The sequence below is a fragment of the Candidatus Poribacteria bacterium genome (genome assembly GCA_009839745.1).
Taxonomy (GTDB): domain Bacteria; phylum Poribacteria; class WGA-4E; order WGA-4E; family WGA-3G; genus WGA-3G.
The window spans coordinates 21,915-46,346 of the sequence record VXPE01000016.1; the positions used below are offsets into that span (position 1 = coordinate 21,915).

A 24,432-nucleotide genomic window follows, 5' to 3' on the forward strand; every position below is an offset into this window, starting at 1 on the left:
GTGTGATATAATATTAACACTGTAAAGTTAAATCACTCTGTAAATAAAGGTTAAAGCAATGGGCACCAAAGAGCGCAGGGCAAGAGAAAAGGAACAACTGCGACAGCAAATTCTCGTTGCAGCGCGTGAACTGTTTGTCAATGAAGGCTATGAGAACATCTCCATGCGGAAGATTGCCAACAAGATTGAATACTCTCCGACAACGATCTATCTCTACTTCAAAGACAAGGCGGATCTTTTAGATTCTGTTTGCCAGGAAACACTCCTGAACCTGTTGAACACACTTGAGCAGCTCAAAAGAGATGAGAGTGATCCGGTTGAAGCACTCAGAAAAAGTGGACGAACCTATGTCGAGTTCGGTCTCAAATATCCGCAGGATTACAAACTCACCTTTGTCATCCGACCCCAGTTCCAGAAGGGGTTAGGTCTGGAGGAAGGATCCGTTGGCGAAAAGGTGTTCAATTACTTACGCGAAATGGTTTCTGAATGCGTCGAGCAGAAGAGATTCCGTCAAATCGATGTCGAAACCACCGGTCAGGTGCTGTGGTCAGCGGTTCATGGGGTCACACTGCTCCTGATAGATTTCCCTGACTTCCCTTGGACCGAGAAGGACAAATTGATAGACACAGTCATTCACACGACAATCGAGGGTTTGAAGGCATAGGTTTAAAACTGTTTGGCAACGGGTGCCTATATTTTTTGCTTTATAAGTTAACACTGTAAACTTATTTGCCTATGTTAACATATTCGCAAACTTGAAAGGAACATAAAAATGAAAAAGCGAAGCCTATTCTCAATACTAACCCTTGGTGTCCTTCTATCTGGATACCTCAGCCTGTTTGGCGAAGAGGTTGAGCAGACCCCGCCTACCCCTGTGGAATTCACTTTCGATCAGTATGAGATCGTTATTGGCGCCACGAAACGTCAGACCGTTTTAACGGGATTTCTTCTCGGCGGTGCTATCGCGGAAATTGCTGTGGTGCACACTGACGGGAACGACAACCGTCATTTACGCATCTACACGTTCGGCGACGGCACGTGGACACTGAAATTCAACACAACCCTGCGTCCCGAAGTATTGTTTGTCGATGTCGTAGACATCGGTGGTCGTGATCGATTAATCACGTATGGAAACGGTCGCCTGAACTGGTTTGATCCAGACTCACAGACGGAACGCTTGCTGGTGTCGGTTACTTCCAATTTCACACCACCCCGTAAAGACGAAATTCCCCATGTAGACATCACTCGGGACGTGAATGTTGACGGCCGCGATGACTTGGTAGTGCCTGATGCCGATGGTTTCTATGTGTTCATCCAGATGAGCGACGGCACGTTCGCCGACCCAGTGAAACTCGGTCCACCCACTGAGATGGAGCGGATCCTCGGTGCCGACGGATATCGATACGATCCGTGGTCTCAGAGCCGTATCTATGAGATCGACTCTGACAGAGACGGTCGCGTCGACCTGGTGTTCTGGAACGAAGACCGTTTCAAGGTGCATCTCCAGGACAAGCGTGGGCTGTTTGCACCGAAATCCAAGACCTTCATGACCGATGTCGCATTTGACTCTGACCGGATCGCCGCACTCACCACCGGGGACATGACAGGAAGGGTGTTGCACTCGTTGGTAGACCTGAACGGCGACGGTATCGCCGACCTGGTCGTTTTCAGGCTTTCAGGTAAGGACATCTCCAACAAGCACTCCAGTTACGAGGTGCATTTCGGCGTGCCGACACCCGATGGCGGCACCACTTTCGCGCGAAGTGCTGACATCACATTCCGAACGGACGAGAGAATCCAGCTTGGGATGAACCGACACGACTTCAATTGTGATGGTCAGATCGATCTGATGATTACGACCATTCATACCGAGTGCCTCAAGGGAAGCCTCTGGAAGCGCATCAAGGGGTTCATGGGGGATGACATCGGGCTGGGACTTGAGTTCTACCAAATGGATGAAGGTCGCTATCTTGACACACCCAACACGACTCGTAGCATCGCGTTGGATGGCGTACCCAGCCATCGCGAACCGGGATGGGTGCCACTGGGTGTCGTCCTGCGAGGCGCGACACACGAGATCCGGAATACGCAAAAAGGTTACCCGCGCGCCTTCAACACAACCTTGCGCATCGGGGATGTTACCGGTGATGGCCGCTCAGACCTGCTTATCTCGGATCATCCGCGGATCATGCTCGTCTTCGTCGGCGTCCCGGGACCAGAAATATTCGCACGGCAGCCGCAGAAGGTGGCAGTTGCGCTTCCCAACGACGAAGAATACACACGGCTGGTGGACCTCAACAAGGATGGGGTCCAGGATATCCTCATGCATCATCCATTCACGCTACGGGATGCTCACGGAGCCCCGAAACTACCTCCAGGAACTGAACCACACCCCAAAAAGATCGCGGTCACCTTGCCTATGGACGAACGGAATACTCGGTTAGTAGACTTCAACAAGGACAGTCAGCAGGATATCCTCATGTATCACCCGTCTACTACTGATGCACACCGAGTGACACTATTGATCGCTCAATAAACAAAAAGGAGAAAGACAATGACACGCTCAATTTTTTGCACAATTTGTATCCTTATCGGATTAACCCTCGGTTTCTCGGTTCAGGCGCATGCCACTGATCTTAACAAAAATAGTGTAAAGCAAGACAAATTCCTCACGGACGACTCGGAATTTGGTATCGGACTTCAGGGAGCTACCTCTGAATTTGGCGGAATTAGTTTCCGCTATACCGGACTTGCACCCGTATACTTTCAAACCGTTGGACGTTTTATTCTCAACGACCAGAATAGCGATCACATGTTAGGGGGGGGCGTTTCCTACGCTATATTTGAGCACCACGGTAGGTGGCATACATCACGCCTCTATTTCACCTTAGAAGGGGGCTGGCGATACAATAAAGAACGCGAATTCCTTACCACCACGTTAGGCGGCGGACTCGCTTTTGGAGGCGAACTTGTGTTCTCACTCGGCGGCATCCCGCTCGGTTTGAACGTAGCTGTCGGTCAGGGGTTTGGGAGAGAAACATCCGACTCACAATCTAAAGGTATCGCTGGTGTTTACGTAGGAATGGGGATACATGCCTATTTTTAATAGAGGCATTCGATTTTCACTCAGACCCGGTAGGAGCGGTTTCCTAACCGCTCCTGCTCCTTTTTCCATTTTTATGTATCCCCTCTGAATCCTCCTTATCAGGTGGACTGTAAAGGGAAATGCATAAGTCCTAAGTTTAAAAAACGTTCAATCCGATTTACGATGTGCTGCATTCCACTCTTCCCACGTCGGTTTATGACCTTCAGTAAGCACGACAAGCGGCACCCTATTTCCCCGCAAAGCTTTCGTTTTCACGAATTCGGCGGCTTCGCGCGCTTCGGCAGTCAAATCTGCTCGTTCAGGCGTGGGAAAGTAACGGAAGTCGATACTCCACCGGGATTTCCGCGTTGTGTTCACCTTGCTCGTATGGACGCAAAGGTTCGACATGAACAACGCACCACCAGGCTTCAGAGGAACTGGGACGGGTGTGCCACGCGCCTCGACATCTTCCTCCATCCGGACGTTTGAATCCGTGCCGCGCGCACCGTCCAGCAAACCCCAACGGTGGCTCCGGGGCATCACCCAGCAACACCCATTTTCGACTGTCGCTTCTACTAACGGCACCCATACCGTGACCATGTGGAGACCACCTGTGTGCTGCTCCTTTTTTCCGATAGTCGACTGGTCCAAATACTGGCTGTCTTGGTGCCATGGAAACGAAGTAATCACACTACCGGGGAGTTTCGTCCGTAATGCCGGTGTGCCGATATTTGAAACTTCAGGACCTAAAAGCAGGCGAAGCACATCAAGAACACCGGGGAGGTTGTAGAGATCGTAAAACTCACGTCCATACATACCAAAACTCCAGTTGCGAGGTAATATATCCAACTCTTCGCAGATCGCCGCATACCGGCGCTCGAAGGATTCGTCTTCATAGCGCGAGGATAGTTTGCCTTCACTATATAACTCGTGGCTATACGCAGCAACTTTCGCCTTAATGAAATCTCGAATAGGTTCTAAATCCCGGTTATCAATAAGGTCTCTGACGACAACGTAACCATCACGTTCATAAGCGGTTTTGATTTCTTGATCTGTCATTGACGCATCTCCTTTGGGGAAGTCACGCGATCACGATTATCGTGATGACCCGCTTCCGCCCGTCGCTGTTGCACAATCTCAGAAGATATGTTATCATGAATGCTGGGCAAACGCAATATGAATATACCGCTCATGCAGGATAGCGTATTCGTGGTGCCAGAGCAGCCGGGACTCGGTGTCGAAATCAACGCAGCCGTTGCCAGAGAACATCTCATGCCTGGGTCTGACCATTTTGGGATCGACTAAATTAGCGTTCAAGAAATAAGTCAGAAAGGCTATCCGGGTAAGGCACCTTGGTAATTTACACCGGTAAACATCCCGATTAGCATCCAAACCCCTATAATGCCAAATTCACCGATAATCAATCCCATAAACAGGGGTCGAAGCCTTCGATAGGATCCAATCCCACCCGATTTCAGTACCAGATACTTCAAAAACCAGCCGATACATATACAGGACCAGAGGAAATAGGAGGAGTAAACCGCACCCATCACATATCCAATTGGATGGAGTTGCCACCACATAAATTGACGCTGCATAATCAACAGGAAACCGGTGATCCCAGCTCCCAAAAGCATGCTGTATGCCTCTCCCAATTTCGGGTCTTTCGGATACTGAATCAGGGAAACGATATGATTGAAGTATCTCGGGGCACCGGTAAAAGGACCCCTTTGCAGATTCAAGCCACCTTTCTCATAAATCAAGGACAACGATGCCACGTATGAAACACCGATAGCAACAGCAATCGCAAGTACCATCGCGCCGAGGACGCTCCTTCGATTTAATCCGACCGGATCCGCGGCTTTGAACCCGTGCAGAACACTCGGCATCAGAATACCGCCCCAGTCGCGCATCATTACCCGCTGGAACCCTAAGAGGGACAAACTGTTGGCGTTAATGATTCTCGAACCCGCAATAATTTCAAAATATTCGACGGGATACATCGGTGCCTGAATCAGGAGCATGCCACCGTTGACGACCATCCACGACAATGCCGTAGAAGCAATCAGGAACAGTGCCAGAATGCTACAAGCGACCCAAAACGACATCCCCGCGTAGACGCAGAGACCCGCAAGCAACAGAAAACTGAGAATTGTCCCCAGCACAGCCCATCTATACGGCAATACTTCCTCTGAGTCGTCAATCGTTGTGGAGGTAGATGCCCCTAGAAACGTGCGTCTCAAGAGCTCTGTGATATGGGACCGACTGTTCAGCAGGAAGGCGAGGACCATGACCACATAAGCAGCCATTGTCTGCCCTCTGGCAGAAATCCAGGGGCTGATAGGGATCGCAAAGGCGTTGATGATGATGTACTGTAACTTGAAGAATAGGAAGAAAAACCAGCAGCTGAAAGACACATCCATCGCGAGAAAGTAGGTTATACCGATAACCGAGAAATAGAGGAAGAACCGAAATTGGGGCCACCACCCCATCACAATCCACGGCCGCTCCGTGAATGGGGTGTACAAATCATACCGATTCGGAATGCGCGGGAGTGCGGGGACATACTCGTGCAGTCCATTGAGTAAATGGAAGAAAGCAGCGATTCCAAATCCGACCCACACCAGCCGGTTCCTGAACAAACTGTTCAGCCCTGCCTGCATTGAGGTTTGCTGGACCATCTCCACAGGCACAGTAACAAGCGGAAAGATGAACCTTTCACGCTCAACCCACTGTTTCCTTAACACCACCGATACGCAAATCGTCAGGGCGTAGAGCAGTAGAATAAAAACCGTCCAAACAAGAAGGGGTTTTGCCCAGAGCAGCCAAGGGACAACCGATTCCCCCTCATAGAAATCGGTAACGGCATGCGCGTCCCACACAATTAGCCATTCAGGAAAGTGCGGATGTAGCGTTTCTGCCCACTCGTTCTCAGGTGTAGCGAAATAGACGGGTGCCGCCAGAAAGGGGAGTAAATACCCGATCATGCCTTTCGATGGGATCGCTGAACTGATGACCATCATCACCCAGATGATCATCAATTCACTTGGATTTAGCACGCCTCGAGGAAATACTTTTTTTAGGATGGGATTGACGACAAAGGTGAGAAAAATCAGTGTGAACACTGTCCCCAAAGGAAAATGGTTTCCGGCAATATCTGTTCCTTGGAGATAGTAGTCATTATAGGGGGTAATTGCTGTCTGTATAATGACGAGTGCCAAACCGATCAGAATCGCTCTCACGCTCATTTTTTAATTATTCCTTGCGGTTCGATCACGTGAAATTGAGGTTTTGAAGTGCCTGTGCGTAGATCTGAAGAAATACCCTATCAAAAACCCTGCGTATTGTTGCAGGCTATGCTCTTTGGCACTCTTGTAATGGATTAAGGCTCGTCACTGAACACTGGCTCTTTTGCCGGGCGAACGACCCACGCTGCGAAGGCCACCTCAAACGACGCTGACGTGTCTCCGAGATACAGGTGCTGGATACTTTCGATCGGAACTCTTGTTGCTCCGTAGATCGATGAACGTCCCAACAATTCATCATCTTTGATCTCAAGTGGTTCAAACATTAGAATTGAACCATCGGTTAATCTCATAGCGACTTCAGAATAAGTGTCACCTGGTTTAATAACGCTATCTTTTAACTGCCGACTTCTTTGCTGATCGCTGATTGCTGATCGCTGATTGTTATTAATAGTGTCCCGCAGGTTTCCTATAGAGATTTGTGTTACATCCACCACCCGTGCGACACGGTCTATAGGAACGGAAAACTGGCGTAGTTTGGAATCAAACCGAATCGTTTCCCCATTGAAACCCAGCAATTTTCCCCGTTTCATATCCCCGTTTTCTGCCACTAAGATATGACTCGGCGGTGTGTCACGGTTGAAACGTGGAACGGTTAACGCACGCTCCAATTTCTCGTCTAACTTGTGGTTTTTAGATGGACCGTCATGAAAAAACTCTTCAAGGACCGCTTCGCCTAAATTCTGGTCGGGACGCACGTGTATTTTCTTGCCATCTATCATGAGTATGATTTCGCCTTCTCCCACATTTATCTCGCCACCCTCTGCCAGAAATCCGTCCAAGTTACCATCTCCTTTGACTTCAATTCTATGGATGACACGGTTGTTGAACCGGTTTTCCCCTCTCTCTAAAACAGTAGATGGACGTTTATTGTTTGTTGAATGTACCCAATCAATATAGCGCGCGTGCGTTCTGCCAGAGAATTCAAGTGCTTTTACGTCCGCTGAATCCATAAGGTGCGCGCTAATAAAAGGAGACTGGAAACCGACAGTCTTTTCATCGTATGTCAAGATTTGACACGGAATGATCTCTCCACTCTTCAGATGCAATATATGGCGGAACTGTGAGGTGTCAAAAGGATACACCTTCGAGGCACGTCTATTGTTGCGTTCTATGTGTGCCCTCCGACTGTTCGCCAACCGGACTGCCTTTGACGCACCGACGGGTTTCCAGCGAATCAACGATCCATCTTCTATATCGAAGAAAACGCGGCCCCGGAGATTCCCTAATGGATGAAACAATCTATCCTCGTCTTCAATCTGATCGTTATTCTTGGGATCCCTTGATTCCAGACGCAGCATTGTCCCGCAAGTCCAAAACGCGACTTGCGTCGCCCCCGCGAACATACATTCTATCGGTTCATTCGCGAACGCTGTCTGTAACAACACACTGTCTGGGTTCACTTGCGCAATCTTGCCCCGCAAAACCGCGCCATCGGGATATGTCAATGCAACGGGATGTTCCCTTTCGACTAAGGCAGCACCGGGTTGAACGACACGATCAATTTGCTGGATATCGATGTCATGCCGATTTCCGTCGTCATCGAGGACATAACTGCTTTCTTTCTCAACAAACAACTTCCCATAAACGACATGCCCATTCATTGTATGGACCCGTGGTTTGGAAGCCTCGATGTGCTGTTGTGTGGAACCAACAGGTTGCCGGTAGACCCTTAACCGCCGCACTGTCAGATTCTGACCTCGATTGTAGATATAGACACCGGATTCCGCAACTGTCGGTTTCCCGACCTCACCCAATTTCAGAAGCAAATTGCCAGCAAAATCGAATACCGTCAGCGCACGAGTGTCTCCGTTGTAAGCAAGACGCAAACGGAAGTTTCTCCGATCAGGTTGGATCGTCAATACCGGCTCGAACAGTGTGCCTTGAACGACAACGAGTTCGTTAACCCAAGTCTCCAATCGCAACGCCTCGTATAAATTCTTGCCGAGTGCGAAAACAAAACCGGGCGGGCGGGTTGCAGAGGCTAACTCCAAATCAATCTCAAAATGTTGGGGCCAGTCGAGCGGGTGAAACATTTTTCCCTTGACTTTATCGGTCCGTGGATGCCCCTCGCGATCCGCATACCAATCCGGAAGCGTATTCCCACCAAAGAGCAATATTGGTTTGTTGGCATCCTCTTTGGGTAATTCCCAATTCGTCATTTGGGAACCATCAAAAACAAGATTGGGATGCACCCGGCGTTCAAGGGTATAGATCGCCTCACGATTTACTCGAAACTGACCGTGTCGCTTACTGGAAAATAGAAATGTGTCCGCATCCGAATCAACGATGTCGGCGATCCAGATATCTCCCGATACGGTCCCGACGCGAAAGGCCTCTGTTGTTGGAACGGGCTGTTTTGGAAAAGCAACCGATTCCAATACACCGATATCGACAATCAGATCGTCCAAAAAGTAGGGCGATGACCAATGAATCGCGCCAGACGCGCTTTTCAGCAGGTTACCGGGAAGAGCATCACCATTTTTCCAACGCAATGTTTGGGATCGGGACTCGGAGTTCTCTCCTACCTGAGCCTGTAGTATCGGAGACCATAATACCGTCAATATTGTGGTAACCACAACAATGAGTCTCTTTGGATTCCATTGCATCGTCCTTCTCCTTCTTTAGTTATCAGTACGTCTGCTGCGCAGGCTTTCAGTTAACAGTTTTCAGTTAAAGAGGTACTTGTGGCAGTCGCGGTTATCGTTATCATCAGAAAGGCTTAACTGATAACTGAAAGATTTTTCGTAGAAAAACCGTACCGATAACTGACAACTATTCACCTTTCATATATGGGTAAGAGACGATAATTCAACGCCAAGGCGAGGATAGCCATACCCGTGCCGTAGGCTCTGCCATGGGAACTCGAGAAACTGCCATCTTCTGCCTGCGTCCTCTGGAGCCAGTCGATCGTTTTTTGATTCCAAGCCTTCCACGCCTCAAAGTCGCTTTGAAACAGTGCCTGCGCCATATAGTAAAGATTATAGAACAGGTGTCCACCGCCGCGCTGGTCAATTCGCCGTTTGATGAACTCGGAAGCCGCTTTGTATTCAGGGGTGTCTTTTCTTTTCGCAATCGCATAAATCAGAACCCCAATTGCCGTCCGGGTGAGTCCGCTACCATGACTGCTTGCCATCTGATACGTTACACTCCCATCTCGCATCGTGTGTGTCTGAAAAAAACTCACCGCCTTGTCAACGGCTTCGTTAGAAATCTCAATACCGGCGTTCCGAGCACCGAGTATGCCCATCAACACGGTTCCTGCCACAGTTGTGTCGGCATCTTGGGAATCTGGAGAGTAACGCCAAGCCCCCCACGGGTTTTTCCGTTGCGAGGTCAACGAGGAACGCACCGCCAGTTCTAACGCCTCACTAAGCGTGCGTCGCCGTTGAGAGGGAACGTCGCTCCCTTCCCAGAGCAATCGCTCACTGACCGCACCATACGCTTCGGAGAGTGCTAACAGGGCGAAACCGTGCTGGTACATGGATCCGTGTCCACCCCAGCTGCCACCGATGTACCCGGTCCTCGCATCCTGATTGCTAATGATATTCTGCAAGGCTTTACGGATGTTCGTAGCATAAGGACCGAAGTCAGGATCTTCACCGCTCGCCATCAATGCCATGACACAAATTCCAGTTATGCCGGGTCCGCTTCCCGCACCTGACCAACTCCCGTTCGCCATCTGTGAGTTCGCGAGATAGCGTAAACCGCGATCATTGATGATACGAACCGCCGCGGGAACACCTGTTCCATAACGGAGGGCAACCTCCTGCGCATTCGCCGACGCAGTTGAAAATGTGACCAGCATCACAAGAAAAAAATAAAAAAGTTTGCAAGTGTATCGAAAGTGAGTAGGAGGGAATCGCGATTCCCGACGAAAGTTGTTAGCAACTTTACGGACTTTAGCACACTTTACAGATTTTGAAACTTTCATGATCGTCATCTTCTCCTCGCAATCGGACCAAATACACGTTCAAATTCACCTTGCTGCCACGGTGTCAGGACTTCAAAGTCTACCGTCTGTGGGAAGAGCTGGAAAAACATCACGGTCGGGGAACTTTTCTCACGCAGCGGGGTAGGTATCAACGCTGACGCTGCCGTTTCTGTCGTTTCCCGTTGCATGTCATCCATCTGTTCAATCCTCCTCTAATTTTCCTGGATTGTAGCCAAGCCTGTCTGCCATTCTTCACCTTTCTTACCTGCATAGATCATTGCGTAGGTGTCTCCAACTTCAAATATCTGACCCGTCAACACGCCATCGCAATCGAAAGCATTGGGATCGTCCGACGGTGTGAATACCGGGTTATAAGGGTTCGGATCGAAGGTCCGGAAATCGCGGGTCCGCACATGTCCGATCCGCCAGACTTCACCATCGTATCCACCATAGAGAATATGGAAGTACTGCGAATCCTTGAACAATTCGGTCTCACGAACGGCTCGACTGTCCCACGCCTGTCCACTCCCTGTAAAAACGGGATTGTTAGAATTTTTTCTGACCGACGCTGGATCGTTCGTCGGTGCGGTCGCATGACACATCGTCAATCCCTCCCCGAAGGACCGTGTCGCCTTCCCCGTATAAACGATGTGGATCGTGTTGTCCTCTATCGCAACCGAAGGGTGGGTTGAGCCGTGCCCCTCATGATCGGTATCCGCAGGAATGACTGGCATATTTCGGACGCGTCGCCACTCGCCAAGGTCGCCATCGCTCACAAGGAGCCCCGTCTGTTCCGGTGTCGTTTGTCCTTTGCCTCGATAATACATGTAGAACTTGTCGTCAGCAGGATTTAGGAATGGGAATGGGTACTCAACGGCTGCATCATCGAACCCCTCTGCTGAAGGCTCCAGAATAGGATTCCGCGCATCCTGTGTGATGTTGGTGAGATCATTCACCGGAGCCGTCGCGTGCATTATCAACCATCGGACCCCAAGGTCGCGCTTACACCAGATGTAATGGACGGTTTCATCGATGATAATAGCGTGGGTCGCCGCTGCCCAAAGCGGGGGCGGCAGAGAAATGATCGGATTGCCCGTCTCAATTCGCTTGAAACTGGCGAATACTTCAAATGGAATAGGATCTTTTCTTGGATTGGTCATTGTTGGGTTCTCCCTTCTAAAGCATCGAAATAAGCGTCCAAACCTTGACGGAATTCTTCCGGTAACACGCGCCCCGTTTTCCCAGTTGCCTGTCTCGGTGAACGATTTTCAATAGAGGCTTTGCCACTGTCATCACCGACACCGAGGAGCATCAAAGCTGACGCGGTGGCTGCGGGTGCGTTTCTTATCATGGGGGCATTTGGCATACGCCCGGTTTCGAGTAGGATTTCAATTGTCTCTGTTATTGCGGCAATCGCTCTGGGACCGGTGTCCGGTTCCGCGAGGATGTCTTCGACCTCTTCCATAACTTCCGCAGCACGCCCTACTTTCGCGAGCTGCCCCTGGATGAAGCGTTCTTGGGCATTAGGCAGGAGACTAATCTGTGCCTCTACCTCGCGGGTATCCTCGGTGAGTGTGATTTGTGTGTCGTACAATGCGATGCTGCGATCGCGGTATTCATCAGCAGTCAGTGCCGCCTTCGCCTGCTCAAGTTCCCGTGTCTCTTCCCGCAATTGGATCTCGCGATTGATGATACGCATCACTTCCACGACGATTTCTGGGGGTAGGTTCGGCAGCTCAACCAGTCCCATCTCCTCCGGTGGAGGATTCCCATCAGGTAGCGGATCTACCAGCTGCTCTGCCCACCGATCCAACGTATCTGCCCAGAATTCCGCCTCAATCGTTGCGTCCCCGATAAAATTGTCTTGAATCGCTTCCGCTATGTCCAGCATCTGTTCAGATACAATCGCGTCCTGCATCTCCGACAGCACACGCGAGAAACCACTGGACGGTCGCCTGTCAGCATAAGCAGCCATGTCCTGTAGGAGCGTAGATGCTACCTTAGACTCAGAGACCTCTTTTCCCGCCAAACGCTCCCGGTCGGATGCAGCTTCCACCGCATCACTCACATCTTGCCCGAAACCGTCCAGATTGTTCAGGTCCACTGCGGTGTCGATCTGCCGTCGCGATGCCGCTTTTAAACGTTTCACGAATGTGCTATTTTCAAAACCCGTGAGCAATTTGTTCATTTTTTCTGCCAACGCAGCAAAGGCATCCAGCAATTCCTGCTGTTCCTTGACGGCTTCCAAGACGAGTTCCGCCGTCTGAGGTGCAGCGGATTCTTCCTCTTCATCATTTTTTCTCCCACTCCCTTTAAGGGTTGTCACAGGAATTCCCAGACCTCCAACGACCTGTGGTGCCTGTTCCGATGCGTCTTCACTTTCATTAAAACCGGATTCAACATCAACGACACGCGGTGTTGGGTTGGCAGGTACATACCCCGGTTTACCATCTGGCTGCTTGCTTCTGTTCACGACAACGTCTGTGCCGGGAATATTCGGATCTTCAGGAATCTCGTCTAACCCTTCAGGAGGTGTCTTGCGCTCGGGTCCGTATTTCTCCACGTTCTCCAAATTATTAGGTTCACCCTTGGAACGGAATGGAGGTTTCTCCGATGCCGGAGACAAGCTTTCTTGCTGATTGCTGGCAGGCGAAGTAACCTCGCTCCTACTCTGACCTGGTGCCTCAGCAGCACGTGCAAGTAGATCAGCGACAGAGGGCATTCTCTGCCCAGCGATCTCTTCTAACTTTTTGAGGATTTCTGCCCAGGAGTCCAGCTGATTCGGATCGAATTCCTCGTTTTTTGTGGCTTCTTGCACCAACTCGGTTCCAAGTTGGATGAGACTCTCAAGCCTCGCGGCATTGGCACGCTCTGCAGCGGCTTGATTTTGAAGTTTCCTGCGCTGTGCTGGATCGTCAAGTGCTTCGGGCGGTAGGTCACGCAGTTCACGATTGGTTTCGTGCAACTGCAATTCTTTGTCGTGGACCTCCTGTGCTGCACCCATCCAGAGTTCCATCTGCCCCACCAACCACTTGAAATGTTCCGCTGGGGTCAACACATGTATGACGAGGTCCGGTGAACGGACGCGCTCGCGACCGGGAAGATAATCCTCTGCAAAGGCGCGTAGACGTAAGCTCTGTGGACGCACATTTTCCCGCAAGGCAGAAAATGTAGCCGCAACAGTCATAACATCTGTGGTTGGTGTGCCGGATGCTACCGTTTTCTCACCACTCGTGGGCTCGGGGTTGTGAATAGGATTGCCAATGCCTTCCCATTCCAACCCTACCCGCTTGACACCGAAGTCGTCCCCTGCCTGAACCTCAAAGGTGAGGACTTCACTCGAAAGCACAACACGATTGTTATTGAGTTTGTTGAAACTAACCCTCGGAGATTCATCTTCTCGCGCTTCTAACTGTATCACTTGCGGTTCACGTGCAGCGAGACCAAAGCGATCCCGCCACGCCAACTGGAGTTCAATCTGTTTCTCTATAGTCTTTATAGGCTCGGTTGTCACACGCGCACCATCCACACGTTGTGGACGCCCGTTTAAAGTCGCTTCGGCGAGTGCCCGTGTTGCTGTGGCTTCTAAGACTGCGGTACTTCCCTTCAATAAACTGAGGGTCCCACCGCGGACATCCTCCACGAGTGGCTCGCTGCGTTGCAAATAGACTGGCAGTTCTACCTTAGCAATAAGCTGCGTCAGTGCAGGACGCAATTTGGGTTCGATGGGGATGGTGCGCCGGGCATCGCCGACTCGAAGTTTGAGATGCCCATCCCTCGTTTGAGGTGGTAGTTGAAATCGGTAAGTTGCCTCGTCTCGCGTCGCAACCACAGAGGTTTGGTTGGCGTAACGGGCTTCTCCTGACTCGGGTTTCCACGGAGAACCTTCTTTTAAGCGTGCTTCCATATCAAAAGGTTCGGCGTAAGGGACAACACGCACTCCTGATTCACCCTCCAATTGGGCAAAGGTATAACGCTCTACGTTGCGCCACGGGGTTAGCCATCGGGCGAAGGTATTCCAACTTGTTGCGGGTATTGCTACGGCTCCGATCACCACCAGCACTAATGGAAGGGCTGCTGCATAAGCCCAACGCCGGTGCCGCGGATTGGGAACCGCATCTGCCAAATTATGTCTTGCGACCTCGGCATCAACTTGGCGCATGGCTGCCTCAACCAGCGTAGGACTCGACAATTGATCCTCTCTGTTCTGCGCTAACTCTACGATGCCCAGCACGTGATCCCCAAAACGTGGGAACTTTTGCTGCAACAACCGAGCGACACCCTCTAATTGTCGATGCTTCCAAACCCAGTTGTAGTATTTCATGGGTAAGAGAAAGACCATTCCGACCATACCAACCCCTAAGATGAGCACCCGTAGAAGTGTAGGTGTATCGAAGACTCGGTCTAAGCAGAAAACGATGATATAAGAGACAAGGATGCCAAAGATTGCCGCCAGACCCCCTTCAGCGAGCTTGATCGTCCATACCCGTTTTTGGTACCGTTCCAATGCCGCTTTCATACGTGGCGGTATTTTAACTTTTCCTTGCGGTTCGGTCAGGTGAGTCTGAATTTTCATGTTTTCCTCCGTGGATCCACTATACCGCCCCTGACATTTTTCTCGCAACCCAGAACCCCCCGAGCAGTAGGATAAGAAGTCCTGCCCAAAGTGGGTGTGCCCAAATCCGTGTGCGATGCACCGTTGGCTCAGGTTCCGGTAAGGCTGCGAGATCATCCAACAGACTTCTTGCCTCAGAAACCGACACTAACCTGCCATCTGTAATTTTGGCGATTTCGTCTAAAACCTCAAAACGCGCCAAACGCCCCTGTTGTTCCCGATTTAAACCTTGGACTGACAGATCGGTTTGGACCGAAGCCCCAGTTTCAATGCTACTCGCAACGAGTTGATAGTTTCCTGATTCTTTCGGCGTAAACGAACCTGCGAACAATCCTATTGCATCACCTTCACCCGGTTCCAGATGTATCGTTTGTGTTTTACCTGACGGCGAAATCACCTGGACAACAACCGACCCTCTATCCACCGGCGTCCCCAACGGATCGTTCACGTTGGCATTTAACATCACAACATCATCGACGTGTGGTCGATCGGGTGAATAAAACAAACGCATTGATTCGCCTTGTGCCATCTGTCGACGATACGCCATCCACCGAGCGACTTGGCTCCAGAAACGGTAGTGATACTTATCCTCAACCCCTTGCCGCCACCGCCATGCACTATCTGTTCCCATAAACAACACTTTACCCGCACCGTAGGTTTTACTCACGATGAGCGGCACGCGTCCAGAAGCCGTCGCGACCTCATTGTGCACAGCTAAAGTCTCTGTCCCTGCCTTGGCGCGTTTGACCGCAGCGTACCAATAGAAACCCGGCAATGTGCGCCATACTTGACGGTTGAGTTCCTCGGTTTCTCCGAGGCGAGTTAATAAACTCCGCTGTCCCAACTGCGTGAGTGCGAAATACCCCTGCGTTGCCGCCCCAACACCATACGGGGTCGCAGCGTCCAAAACCACGGGATAGAGATCCGCAAGCGGACCGGACATCAACGATTCATGCATCCCGGTCCGTCCGGGCATAAAAACGAGTCCTGAAGCCTGTGCACTGACAAGCTGCCGGAGGTCCCGTGCCTGTTCAATTGTTAACTGTTTCTCTTTGACACCGACATCACCAAGGAACACCACGTCGTAGCGGCTCAGTTCATTGGTTGTAGGAAAGTTTTTGATGTAACTACGTCCTCCGCCGACCTTCGGTAGTTTCGGATGAAAAAGTAGGCAGGTCAATTCGACCCCCGGATCCCGCTCCAAGGCGTTGCGCAGGTAGCGGTACTCCCACCGTGGGTAGGATTCAACGACAAGGACCTTCAATTGTTCTTTGCGCACCGAGATCGGCACAGAAATCTCATTGTTTTCTGGGATTAATTCCTGTGTGTCTCTCGGAATACGCATTGTTAGCATATAGTCACCAACTGCTGGCGGTGTCCAGACCATGTTCTCTTGTGTTTGGCGCATCGCGGGGACACGAATAAGTTTGCTAACAGTTGATTTATTGTTAATATTGTCCCGCAGGTCTCCTTTATAGACTTGCGTCAAGGTAACGTTCACGTCTCTGTCTTGACCCAAGGTGCTGCGAACGACAAACGGGATACGCAGTTGTTTATGGACGACCGCAAAAGTCGGGGCATCCATACGCACTAACTCAAGGTCAGGTAACGGTACTTTACTACCCACCCCAACGGCAAAAACAGGAATTCCTCGCATCCGAAACCGCGTCGCCGCCTCGACAGGTGAATTACCGATATTCCAATCACCGTCCGACAATAGCACAACCCCACGAAGATTTGCATGCGTGTCCAAAACCTGTGACAGTCCGGCATTCAAGTCTGTTGCTTCCTCCGCCGGATCTAACTGCGAAGAGAAGGGTTCAAATACTACATTGAGGTCACTGGCATCCGAAGGTTTCCAAACCTCCTCAGACATCAAGGGTTGAATTGTTTCCGCTCTACTTTTCGGGTCTCTTGGCTCAAGGTCTTGTGGGTCTATTACGTCCCGCGTTTTCATGCTATTAGATGTGTCCCAAAGCACTGCAAGTGTAGAACGCCGATCGGGGAGTTGTGTTTGCAACCATTCGGGCTGATTCAGGGTTACAACGACCATGCAAATCAACACAAAGCGTAGGAATTCAAGCATCGCGGTCTTTTTGCTATAACCGCTGCGACACCATGCTAGCCAGCATAATATGCCCGCCACAATTATGACAGCCACACTCAATCCTAAGAAGGTGCCGCTTGAGAAAAATTCGAGGTTTCCCTGCTGTTCCTGCATTTTTTAATTTTTAATTATTCGCAAGGCGTTAAATGGAGTGTTCTGTTTATCGACGGTTTTCTCTTAAATCCGCCTGCGTGTTTTTGCTTGGGCGTTTCTGTGTATTTCCTCTAAATAAGGGACTTTATTCATCAAAACACCCTGACCGAACCGCAAGGAAAAATTAAAAAGTCGTTCTGGTTCTCTTACTCGGTAAACTCAGTGCCGCCTCTGCCAGAAGTGCCACTATCATGGCAATGAGAAAAATACGCCACAGTTCACTCGTTAATGCAGATGTGTCACCTACATCAACATCAATCCGTCGATACGATATCCCATCAAAGAGTGCATCCACTGTCTCAACAGGGACTGCCGTAGCACTGTCTTCAATTTGGCTACGATTTACAGCCGTCCAATACATGCCGTCTCGGTACACACCCGCATGTAACCCGCGTTGTGACAGGAGTGGCGAGTTGTCCGTAGGTGCGACTAACTCCCAAGCCGAAGCGTCTGCCAACACATCAGGACCTGCGTCTCGTTGAGAGGCAACAGACAAGGCTCGACAACCCCAGTCCAACGCTCGTTGTAAAATCACGTAAAAGATGACACCTTCACGTTCGAGAGAGGAAAATTGTGCCGTGGGTAGCGTGCTACAGAAATATATCGCACCGCGATCGGTAGGGACACGGCTGAGTAGAGGCGCATCGTCATTAAATCTCGCCAAGGGTGTCCCAGGACTTTCAAAAGAACGGTATCGATACGTGCGTAATTCGTTCAGTGGCAACGCGTCCCCGCTCTCTACATGAGCCAGCAGGTCTGTATCACCACGCCACCATGAAGTGCTGAAAATCTGTTGACTTCCGGGAGTTTGCCAGTCCGCCCAATGCGAGCCAAATAGCCGTTCATCTGCGTTCTGATTCCCCTCCCGAGTAACGGATGGGTTGTCCCGTAAGCCTATAAAGGCTTGCGTCGGCGGGAAGAACATAACCACGCGCCCTGTATCAACAAATTGCGCAATCTGTTCTGCGACTGCCCCGCGCGGTAGAGCCGCTTGCCAGATCAACAATCCTGTATTTTCCCATTGTCCCGCAAGCCTGTTAAGGCTTGCACCCTCTGAAGCGCGATCTACGGAAATTACATCAATCTGATGTTGAAGTCGAGGGTCTATCGGAATAGCAAGTGCCCGTCGAAACGCTTCACCGTTCTTTACATCATCACTCACAACAACGGCTTTCCGCGCCGGTGGTTCCGAAAACACAAAGAAGAACCGATTATCCAAGGGATTCGCATCGCCTGGCAACCCAACTGAACCCCACCCTGAACGGAGTTTGGTATCAATTGGGATACGATGCCCTTTCAGAGAGGCTCCCTGTTGGTCAAGCTCCACCTCAACGACAGACCTAACGTTGTTGACTTCAAACTCAATCGGAACCTCTGGACGCATTGTGCCACTATTCCCCTTCGACCGAACTATCACATCAAGGACAAGCTCCGCATCGTTCCCGCGTTCCCACCGTTGGACGTTTTCTACCCTTATCGACAAATTGCTTGAAGGTAAATCTGCGTCCGCCAGCAAGAAATGATGGACACCCTCTAATTGCGCAAATTCCTCACGTATCGCTTGCCAACGTCCGCTTTCAACATCCCAATCGTTCTCGTTCAAGTCAGAGCAGATCCACACGTCAACGCGTCCCGACTCATTCGCGTTGAGATACGCTAAGGTGGACGCAAGCATCCCCGGAATATCCGCACTGGTGGCACTCGGTCCGGCGATGGGTATATCCAATAGTGCCTTCGGTGAATCTACCTCCTGTAGTTGACGGCTTGCACTATCAATCAGAATCAAGTGCGTCCCGTAATCTCCCTGTTCCAGCAATTCCGCGAGTTTTTGCAGTGCCGCAGATCGCTTCGACTGCCCGGTTTGTAAGTCTTGCATTTCCATACTCGCGGAACGGTCCAGGAGGATCAAGGTGGCATCCGGTTTACTCATTCCGATGCTACCCAACCATCCACCAGATAAGGGACGACTGACGACGAAAATTAGAGCGGCGACTGCAAGGACACGCATCAATAGAATAAGGAAATGCCGAAGACGCGCCATACCTTTGCGCATCCGTTTCGCGCTCATCAGAAACATCATGGCTGCCCAAGGGATCGTGCGGTGCCGATACTGATTGATGAGGTGGATAAGGATCGGCAACGCGATTAAAGGAAGCGCAATTAACGCCAACGGTTGCAGAAAACCCATATTTTTAATTATTGCTCCTGGGCTGCCTTCCACTTCGTTTCAGGCAGGTTTTCGGTTAATTCGCGATTGGGTTTGAAGATGTGTAGCGTTTTTCTCACTTGTGTCGTTTCGGTGTCCGGCCTAACAGAAATCGCGCTAACACATCGTCGTAGTTCTCGTCGATGCGGATACGATGATAATCGACTTCGGTTTCCTGAATGACCGTGTTCATATCTTCGAGATATATCTCCAGTGCTCGCTGATATTGCGCCCCAATGACGGTTGGATCCGCCAATATAGGCTCGCCGCCCTCCATGTCAACGAAACGCATGGGACGATCGAATTCCAACGCCAATTCGCGCTGCTCCAACAAATGGAACACCGCGACATCGTGCTTACGGAATCGCAGATGGTCAAGACAGTTCCGAACGACTTCCGGTTCGATGAACAGATCGGAAAGGATGATAATGAGTGCCCTTTGCCGGACACGTTCAGCGGTTTCATGGAGAACGTTCGCCAACCCTGTTTCACCAGAGGCTTCCATCGCACCCAATTCATCGAGAACTGCGCTGAGATGTGCCGTACTCCGTTTCGGTGGTATCTCTTTGTGGAACCCTGTGCCTGCACAGTAGAGTCCGACGGCATCGCCTTGCTGTGCAGCGATATAGGCTAAGGTTCCAGCGATACGACGGGCATAGTCCAGTTTACGCATCCCATCGTGTGCGAAATTCATGGAACCGCTCGTATCAACGACTAAACACATCCGTAAATTGGTGTCAGCCTCAAACTCCTTGATGTAGTAGCGATCGTTCCGGGCGTAAGCGCGCCAATCAAGCCTCCGGGGATCATCCCCCGGCACATACTTGCGATATTCTGCGAACTCAAGGCTCGAACCGCGAATCGGACTCCGATGTTTGCCCGATACGCTTCCAATCATAGGCAACCGAGCGTGCAATTGAAGGCTCGAAAGTCGTTCCAGCACCTTCTGATCAAGGTAATCTCGTTTGAGCTGCAACATTTTTTATTTTTTTACGCGTGGGCATTAAACCACTGCGGAATGTAGTGGCGCAGTGCCCGGGTTTAATCGTTAGAAATCTCTTCAACGAGTCGGTTGACGATGTCTTTACTGGTAATATTTTCAGACTCGGCAGCGAAGGAGGTGATAACACGATGCGCCAGCACTGGATTTGCCACCGCAACAACATCTTCAAGGCGTGCCATGTAGCTGCCACTGAGTGCTGCACGAGCTTTCGCACCGAGAATGAGATATTGAACCGCCCGCGGACCAGCACCCCAGGCAACCAAGGGTTTCAACCAGTCAGGTGCTGCATCTCCTTTCGGACGTGTGCTGCGGGCGAGGTCCACAGCAAATTCGTAGATGTGCTCGGCGACCGGAACGCGACGCACAAGGTCTTGAAACGAGCGCACTCGCTCACCGGTCAGAACATGCTCCAGTGTCGGGAGGGACGCGCCAGTCGTTGTGCGTGCAATCTCGATCTCTTCAAACCGTGCCGGATAGTCCACCTCGATTCTGAACATGAATCGGTCTAACTGCGCTTCCGGTAACGGGTAGGTGCCTTCCTGCTCGATTGGGTTCTGTGTCGCTAAGACAAAGAAGGGGAGATCCAGAGCGTATGTTCTGCCGATGACAGTGATTTTGTATTCCTGCATCGCCTCAAGCATAGCCGCTTGGGTCTTTGAAGGGGCGCGATTAATCTCATCCGCCAAAATCAGATTCGCAAAGAGGGGGCCCTTTATGAACTCGAACTCCCGTCTGCCGCCAGGGACTTCCTGAAGAATGTCTGTGCCGGTAATGTCCATCGGCATGAGGTCAGGTGTGAATTGGATGCGACTAAACTGCAACGCCATCGTCTCAGCAAACCGACTGACCAATAACGTCTTTGCCAAGCCTGGAACACCCATCAACAGCGCGTGCCCTTGCGAAAATAAGCAGATCGCCAAGTGTTCGATGACCTGTTCCTGACCGATGATGATCCTTGCAAGTGATGTCTTTAACTGGTCATAGACGCTTCGGATCTCGTCAATTGCAGCAACGTCATCGGCATGCATTCCGTTATTTATTGAGGTCGTCATAATATTCCTTTTAATGGTTATCAGTCGTCAGCCGTTAGTCGTCAGTTAAGAGGTTTTCATTTAACAAAACCCTCTTTTATAGTGAATCCAAAAAATAAATGGACATTCGCCTTCCACTCACTTCTTAGTGACACACTTTTAGCGTGAGAAGGTTGCACAATCTCAGAATAACCCCAAAGAAACACCTCTTAACCGAAAACCGACCACCGATAACCGATAACTATTCTCATACTAATGCGAAGCGACGCGCGGTATCATCTGCGGATGTGCATAAACAGTCGCGTCGAAACTTTTCTGCATCAGTTCCCATTTGACGGATTGGTAATCGGCATGCTCCGAAAGATCGTTGTGTTCCCAAGGGTCGTTGTCGAGATCGTAAAGTTCGCAAAGTCCCTTTTGATGGTAGGTTACGAGTTTCCAGCGTCGGTCTCGATACATCGTGGCGTGTGTCCGGTCCGGCATTGAGATTGCATCGAAAAATTCACAACGGACCGCCTCCCGATGATCGTTAGCAGCGGTATCACCGCGCAGCAGCGGGGCAAGGGATTTGCCTTGGACGTAGTAGGGAACCTCCATACCCAAAGCATCATATAGCATCGGAACAATATCGGTCAGTTCAACGAGGGCATCACTCTGAACGCCTTGCAAAAACTGTCCGGGCCACGAGATCATGAGCGGCACCCGCACGGATCCTTCATAAAAACGACACCCTTTGAATGCTAACCCGTGGTCGCCAAGTGCCTCGCCGTGGTCGGAAGTGAAAACAATGATCGTATCTTCACGCAGCCCTTCAGCGTCGAGGTGGTCGAGTATACGCCCGAACTCGTGATCAAGTTGCTCAACCATGGCGTAATAAGACGCTTGCATCCGTTTTTCGTCCCATTCCGAAGGCAGTTTCGCTTGGGATTGAAAGTCGATACCAGCCTCTGTCAATTTCGACTGAAAGGCAATATCGCTCTCCTGAAAGTGGGGACCGGGCAGTGATTCCGGGTCGTATCGTCGATAATACTCCCAAGGGGCATCAAAGGGTGGGTGCGGATCAAACGGATTGATACTCAGCATCCACGGCTGATTTTCTCGGCGATTTTTCCCGATAAATTCGATTGTTTTCTCGGTGCACCAGTAGGTTTGATGAAGGGGTGGCGGAACATTGTCGCGATCGGGAGTCGGTTCTTGCACGCGTCCAGCACTGTTCGGATACTTTTGGGAAATCGCTTTTCCTGCTATCAATGCTTCAGGATCAACCCCTTGTGCGCGTTGCCAATCCGCGTATTCGTGTCCGAGGGCGTTCGGCTTGCCGTGGTCGTGGCTGTATTGGAAATAGCGGTATCCGTCATCCACACGCTGTTCTTGTGCCTCGAAGGCACTGGCGAGGTGGAGTTTGCCGATTAACCCGCAGTCATACCCGTCTTGTGTCAACGCATGGGTTATCAGTCGATCTTCATAATATTCGGGGAAAACCGGGTTGCCGTTGCCAGTGACACTGACAGCTGAGGGATACATACCCGTCATAAAACTCGCACGGGAAGGTGTGCAGATGGGAGATTGGCAATAGGCGTGGGTGAATGTGACTGACTGACCCATAAATTCGTCGAGCCTTGGCGTGTTGATATGTGAATTTCCCAATGCTCCGATAGTATCGAAGCGTTGTTGGTCTGTGCAATACCATAAAATATTCGGACGTTTTTCCATTTTTACTCCTTTTTAATCGCTATTCTACTATTTCACTCAGCGCAGCGTCAGTCGTGACGACATGCTTTCCACCTGAACCCTCGATTCTGGTTATCATCAGGGCTTTCAGTTCTTTCAGTTCCAACGGTGTCAATTCTTCAACGAGAGGGCTCTCAATGAAGTTCCGATAGGCACGACTGGTATCCGTTTTCGGCATGATATACATCGGGATGATGGCTTGCAACATTGCGGCGCGTTTACGATCTGTTCGATTCACCCCGGCGCGATGCCAGACTCTCGAATCGTAGAGAATATAACTCCCACCCGGTGCCTCAACAACATCTGCATCGGGTCCATTGTAAGGCAATCCATGGGCTGCGCGATAGCCCGGTTGTCTGTAGATGTGTCCCGGTCCCCACTCGTCTGGCGGACCTTCACCGAGTATGTGCGATCCGAGTTTGAAACAGGTTGCGCCATTCTCCTTTCGGAATTCGGAGACGCAGAGATTGCGCTGAACACCCATAACCAATTCAGGGAAATTGTGGGGGGGTATCTCTGGACCGGTGCCTCTCGTGGCAAAAATACCCCAATGATACGGGAAATCGGAATGCCAACCTTGGACATCCCGTTCGCCATCGTCCGGGGCAAGGATCGCGAGACCCGGCGGGTGCCCGAGTCGAATTTCACTCGTTCGCATGTATTGGCGCATCACCCACAAGGACACCGGCTCCGTCGCGGCTTGTGCTACGGCGATACCTTTAACCAACGCGCCTGTACTTCGATCGTATGTTTCATGATCCCACCGACCCGTGCAACTAATCCGCTCCAATTCCTCAACAACATCGGGTGCTATAATGGATGGGAGGCATACCCAACCGTTCTCTTGGAGTGTTTTTAGATACTCCGATGGCAGATGTGCTGGTCCATGTCGAGGGGAAAAGACCGCTCCCTCATCAACCGCTACAGTGCCGTTCCTGGCAAGTTGGTCACCCTTGTAATGAAGATAACAGCCCGTCCCGGACTTCACAGATTCCGCCTTAAGTTTGAGATCGGTGACCACATGACGATACGCAGCACCATCATCAATCGATTCCCATATCGCTTTATCGTCTACATACTCAAAAACTGAGAGTCCATCGTCAGACGCGCCGAGAAATCCACCGTTCGGGGCGCGTAACAACGTCCAATGCCCTGACGGGCGTTCCACACGAACGACGCGTTCCTGGAAAAGTTCATTCTCGTATGCCATAAACCTTCACTCCTTATCTGTTCCCGTATCGGACAAGTTCACCCCAACGCGC

The 24,432-nt window shown here is 50.8% G+C and carries 16 protein-coding genes; 3 read left to right on the forward strand and 13 right to left on the reverse strand.

Going from position 1 to position 24,432, the window contains the following annotated elements; genetic code table 11:
* Positions 1-58 precede the first annotated feature (58 nt).
* The 3 genes from F4X88_02445 to F4X88_02455 all read left to right on the forward strand — a co-directional run bounded on the left by F4X88_02445 (position 59) and on the right by F4X88_02455 (position 3,106).
* Positions 59-664: a TetR/AcrR family transcriptional regulator gene (locus F4X88_02445; GenBank protein MYA55131.1), complete on the forward strand. Its 606-nt coding sequence runs from the start codon at positions 59-61 to the stop codon at positions 662-664.
* Positions 665-772: 108 nt separating this feature from the next.
* Positions 773-2,536, forward strand: coding sequence for a VCBS repeat-containing protein (locus F4X88_02450; GenBank protein MYA55132.1), 1,764 nt, complete (start codon positions 773-775; stop codon positions 2,534-2,536).
* Positions 2,537-2,554: 18 nt separating this feature from the next.
* Positions 2,555-3,106, forward strand: coding sequence for a hypothetical protein (locus F4X88_02455; protein MYA55133.1), 552 nt, complete (start codon positions 2,555-2,557; stop codon positions 3,104-3,106).
* A gap of 147 nt (positions 3,107-3,253) precedes the next feature.
* Here the strand turns inward: F4X88_02455 and F4X88_02460 are convergent, their stop codons facing one another.
* The 13 genes from F4X88_02460 to F4X88_02520 form a co-directional block, all read right to left on the reverse strand.
* Positions 3,254-4,144, reverse strand: a complete 891-nt coding sequence (locus tag F4X88_02460; protein ID MYA55134.1) for a phytanoyl-CoA dioxygenase family protein — start codon at positions 4,142-4,144, stop codon at positions 3,254-3,256.
* A gap of 275 nt (positions 4,145-4,419) precedes the next feature.
* Positions 4,420-6,333, reverse strand: coding sequence for a hypothetical protein (locus F4X88_02465; GenBank protein ID MYA55135.1), 1,914 nt, complete (start codon positions 6,331-6,333; stop codon positions 4,420-4,422).
* A 134-nt stretch (positions 6,334-6,467) separates the two neighbouring features.
* On the reverse strand, positions 6,468-8,999 hold the full coding sequence (locus tag F4X88_02470) for a hypothetical protein (protein MYA55136.1): 2,532 nt from the start codon (positions 8,997-8,999) through the stop codon (positions 6,468-6,470).
* A 170-nt stretch (positions 9,000-9,169) separates the two neighbouring features.
* A complete protein-coding gene (locus tag F4X88_02475) occupies positions 9,170-10,198 on the reverse strand; it encodes a terpene cyclase/mutase family protein (protein MYA55137.1) in 1,029 nt (342 codons plus the stop codon).
* Between the two features lie 131 nt (positions 10,199-10,329).
* Positions 10,330-10,521, reverse strand: a complete 192-nt coding sequence (locus F4X88_02480) for a hypothetical protein (protein MYA55138.1) — start codon at positions 10,519-10,521, stop codon at positions 10,330-10,332.
* 15 nt (positions 10,522-10,536) lie between these two features.
* Positions 10,537-11,484 carry a hypothetical protein gene (locus F4X88_02485; GenBank protein ID MYA55139.1) on the reverse strand — a complete coding sequence of 316 codons (948 nt, stop codon included), beginning with the start codon at positions 11,482-11,484 and terminating at the stop codon, positions 10,537-10,539.
* Positions 11,481-14,900 (reverse strand): hypothetical protein, encoded by a 3,420-nt coding sequence (locus F4X88_02490; protein ID MYA55140.1) that lies wholly within the window; start codon positions 14,898-14,900, stop codon positions 11,481-11,483. Before F4X88_02490 ends, F4X88_02485 begins: the two co-directional genes overlap by 4 nt.
* 19 nt (positions 14,901-14,919) lie before the next feature.
* The gene (locus tag F4X88_02495) at positions 14,920-17,160 is read right to left on the reverse strand and encodes a VWA domain-containing protein (protein ID MYA55141.1); all 2,241 of its coding nucleotides are present in this window, start codon (positions 17,158-17,160) and stop codon (positions 14,920-14,922) included.
* A gap of 163 nt (positions 17,161-17,323) precedes the next feature.
* Positions 17,324-19,387, reverse strand: a complete 2,064-nt coding sequence (locus F4X88_02500; protein MYA55142.1) for a hypothetical protein — start codon at positions 19,385-19,387, stop codon at positions 17,324-17,326.
* A 94-nt stretch (positions 19,388-19,481) separates the two neighbouring features.
* Positions 19,482-20,384 (reverse strand): DUF58 domain-containing protein, encoded by a 903-nt coding sequence (locus F4X88_02505; GenBank protein MYA55143.1) that lies wholly within the window; start codon positions 20,382-20,384, stop codon positions 19,482-19,484.
* Positions 20,385-20,446: 62 nt separating this feature from the next.
* Positions 20,447-21,460 carry a MoxR family ATPase gene (locus F4X88_02510; protein ID MYA55144.1) on the reverse strand — a complete coding sequence of 338 codons (1,014 nt, stop codon included), beginning with the start codon at positions 21,458-21,460 and terminating at the stop codon, positions 20,447-20,449.
* A gap of 231 nt (positions 21,461-21,691) precedes the next feature.
* Positions 21,692-23,152 carry a sulfatase-like hydrolase/transferase gene (locus tag F4X88_02515; protein MYA55145.1) on the reverse strand — a complete coding sequence of 487 codons (1,461 nt, stop codon included), beginning with the start codon at positions 23,150-23,152 and terminating at the stop codon, positions 21,692-21,694.
* 19 nt (positions 23,153-23,171) lie between these two features.
* Positions 23,172-24,380, reverse strand: coding sequence for a phytanoyl-CoA dioxygenase family protein (locus tag F4X88_02520; GenBank protein MYA55146.1), 1,209 nt, complete (start codon positions 24,378-24,380; stop codon positions 23,172-23,174).
* Positions 24,381-24,432 lie beyond the last annotated feature (52 nt).

What these genes read in the sequence shown, in the direction of transcription:
- F4X88_02515 (MYA55145.1), bottom strand. Translation starts at nt 23,152, where the DNA reads ATGGAAAAACGTCCGAATATTTTATGGTATTGCACAGACCAACAACGC.
- F4X88_02485 (MYA55139.1), bottom strand. Translation starts at nt 11,484, where the DNA reads ATGACCAATCCAAGAAAAGATCCTATTCCATTTGAAGTATTCGCCAGT.
- F4X88_02460 (MYA55134.1), bottom strand. Translation starts at nt 4,144, where the DNA reads ATGACAGATCAAGAAATCAAAACCGCTTATGAACGTGATGGTTACGTT.
- F4X88_02510 (MYA55144.1), bottom strand. Translation starts at nt 21,460, where the DNA reads ATGACGACCTCAATAAATAACGGAATGCATGCCGATGACGTTGCTGCA.
- F4X88_02495 (MYA55141.1), bottom strand. Translation starts at nt 17,160, where the DNA reads ATGCAGGAACAGCAGGGAAACCTCGAATTTTTCTCAAGCGGCACCTTC.
- F4X88_02450 (MYA55132.1), top strand. Translation starts at nt 773, where the DNA reads ATGAAAAAGCGAAGCCTATTCTCAATACTAACCCTTGGTGTCCTTCTA.
- F4X88_02500 (MYA55142.1), bottom strand. Translation starts at nt 19,387, where the DNA reads ATGGGTTTTCTGCAACCGTTGGCGTTAATTGCGCTTCCTTTAATCGCG.
- F4X88_02455 (MYA55133.1), top strand. Translation starts at nt 2,555, where the DNA reads ATGACACGCTCAATTTTTTGCACAATTTGTATCCTTATCGGATTAACC.
- F4X88_02465 (MYA55135.1), bottom strand. Translation starts at nt 6,333, where the DNA reads ATGAGCGTGAGAGCGATTCTGATCGGTTTGGCACTCGTCATTATACAG.
- F4X88_02470 (MYA55136.1), bottom strand. Translation starts at nt 8,999, where the DNA reads ATGCAATGGAATCCAAAGAGACTCATTGTTGTGGTTACCACAATATTG.
- F4X88_02505 (MYA55143.1), bottom strand. Translation starts at nt 20,384, where the DNA reads ATGTTGCAGCTCAAACGAGATTACCTTGATCAGAAGGTGCTGGAACGA.
- F4X88_02445 (MYA55131.1), top strand. Translation starts at nt 59, where the DNA reads ATGGGCACCAAAGAGCGCAGGGCAAGAGAAAAGGAACAACTGCGACAG.
- F4X88_02480 (MYA55138.1), bottom strand. Translation starts at nt 10,521, where the DNA reads ATGGATGACATGCAACGGGAAACGACAGAAACGGCAGCGTCAGCGTTG.
- F4X88_02490 (MYA55140.1), bottom strand. Translation starts at nt 14,900, where the DNA reads ATGAAAATTCAGACTCACCTGACCGAACCGCAAGGAAAAGTTAAAATA.
- F4X88_02520 (MYA55146.1), bottom strand. Translation starts at nt 24,380, where the DNA reads ATGGCATACGAGAATGAACTTTTCCAGGAACGCGTCGTTCGTGTGGAA.
- F4X88_02475 (MYA55137.1), bottom strand. Translation starts at nt 10,198, where the DNA reads ATGCTGGTCACATTTTCAACTGCGTCGGCGAATGCGCAGGAGGTTGCC.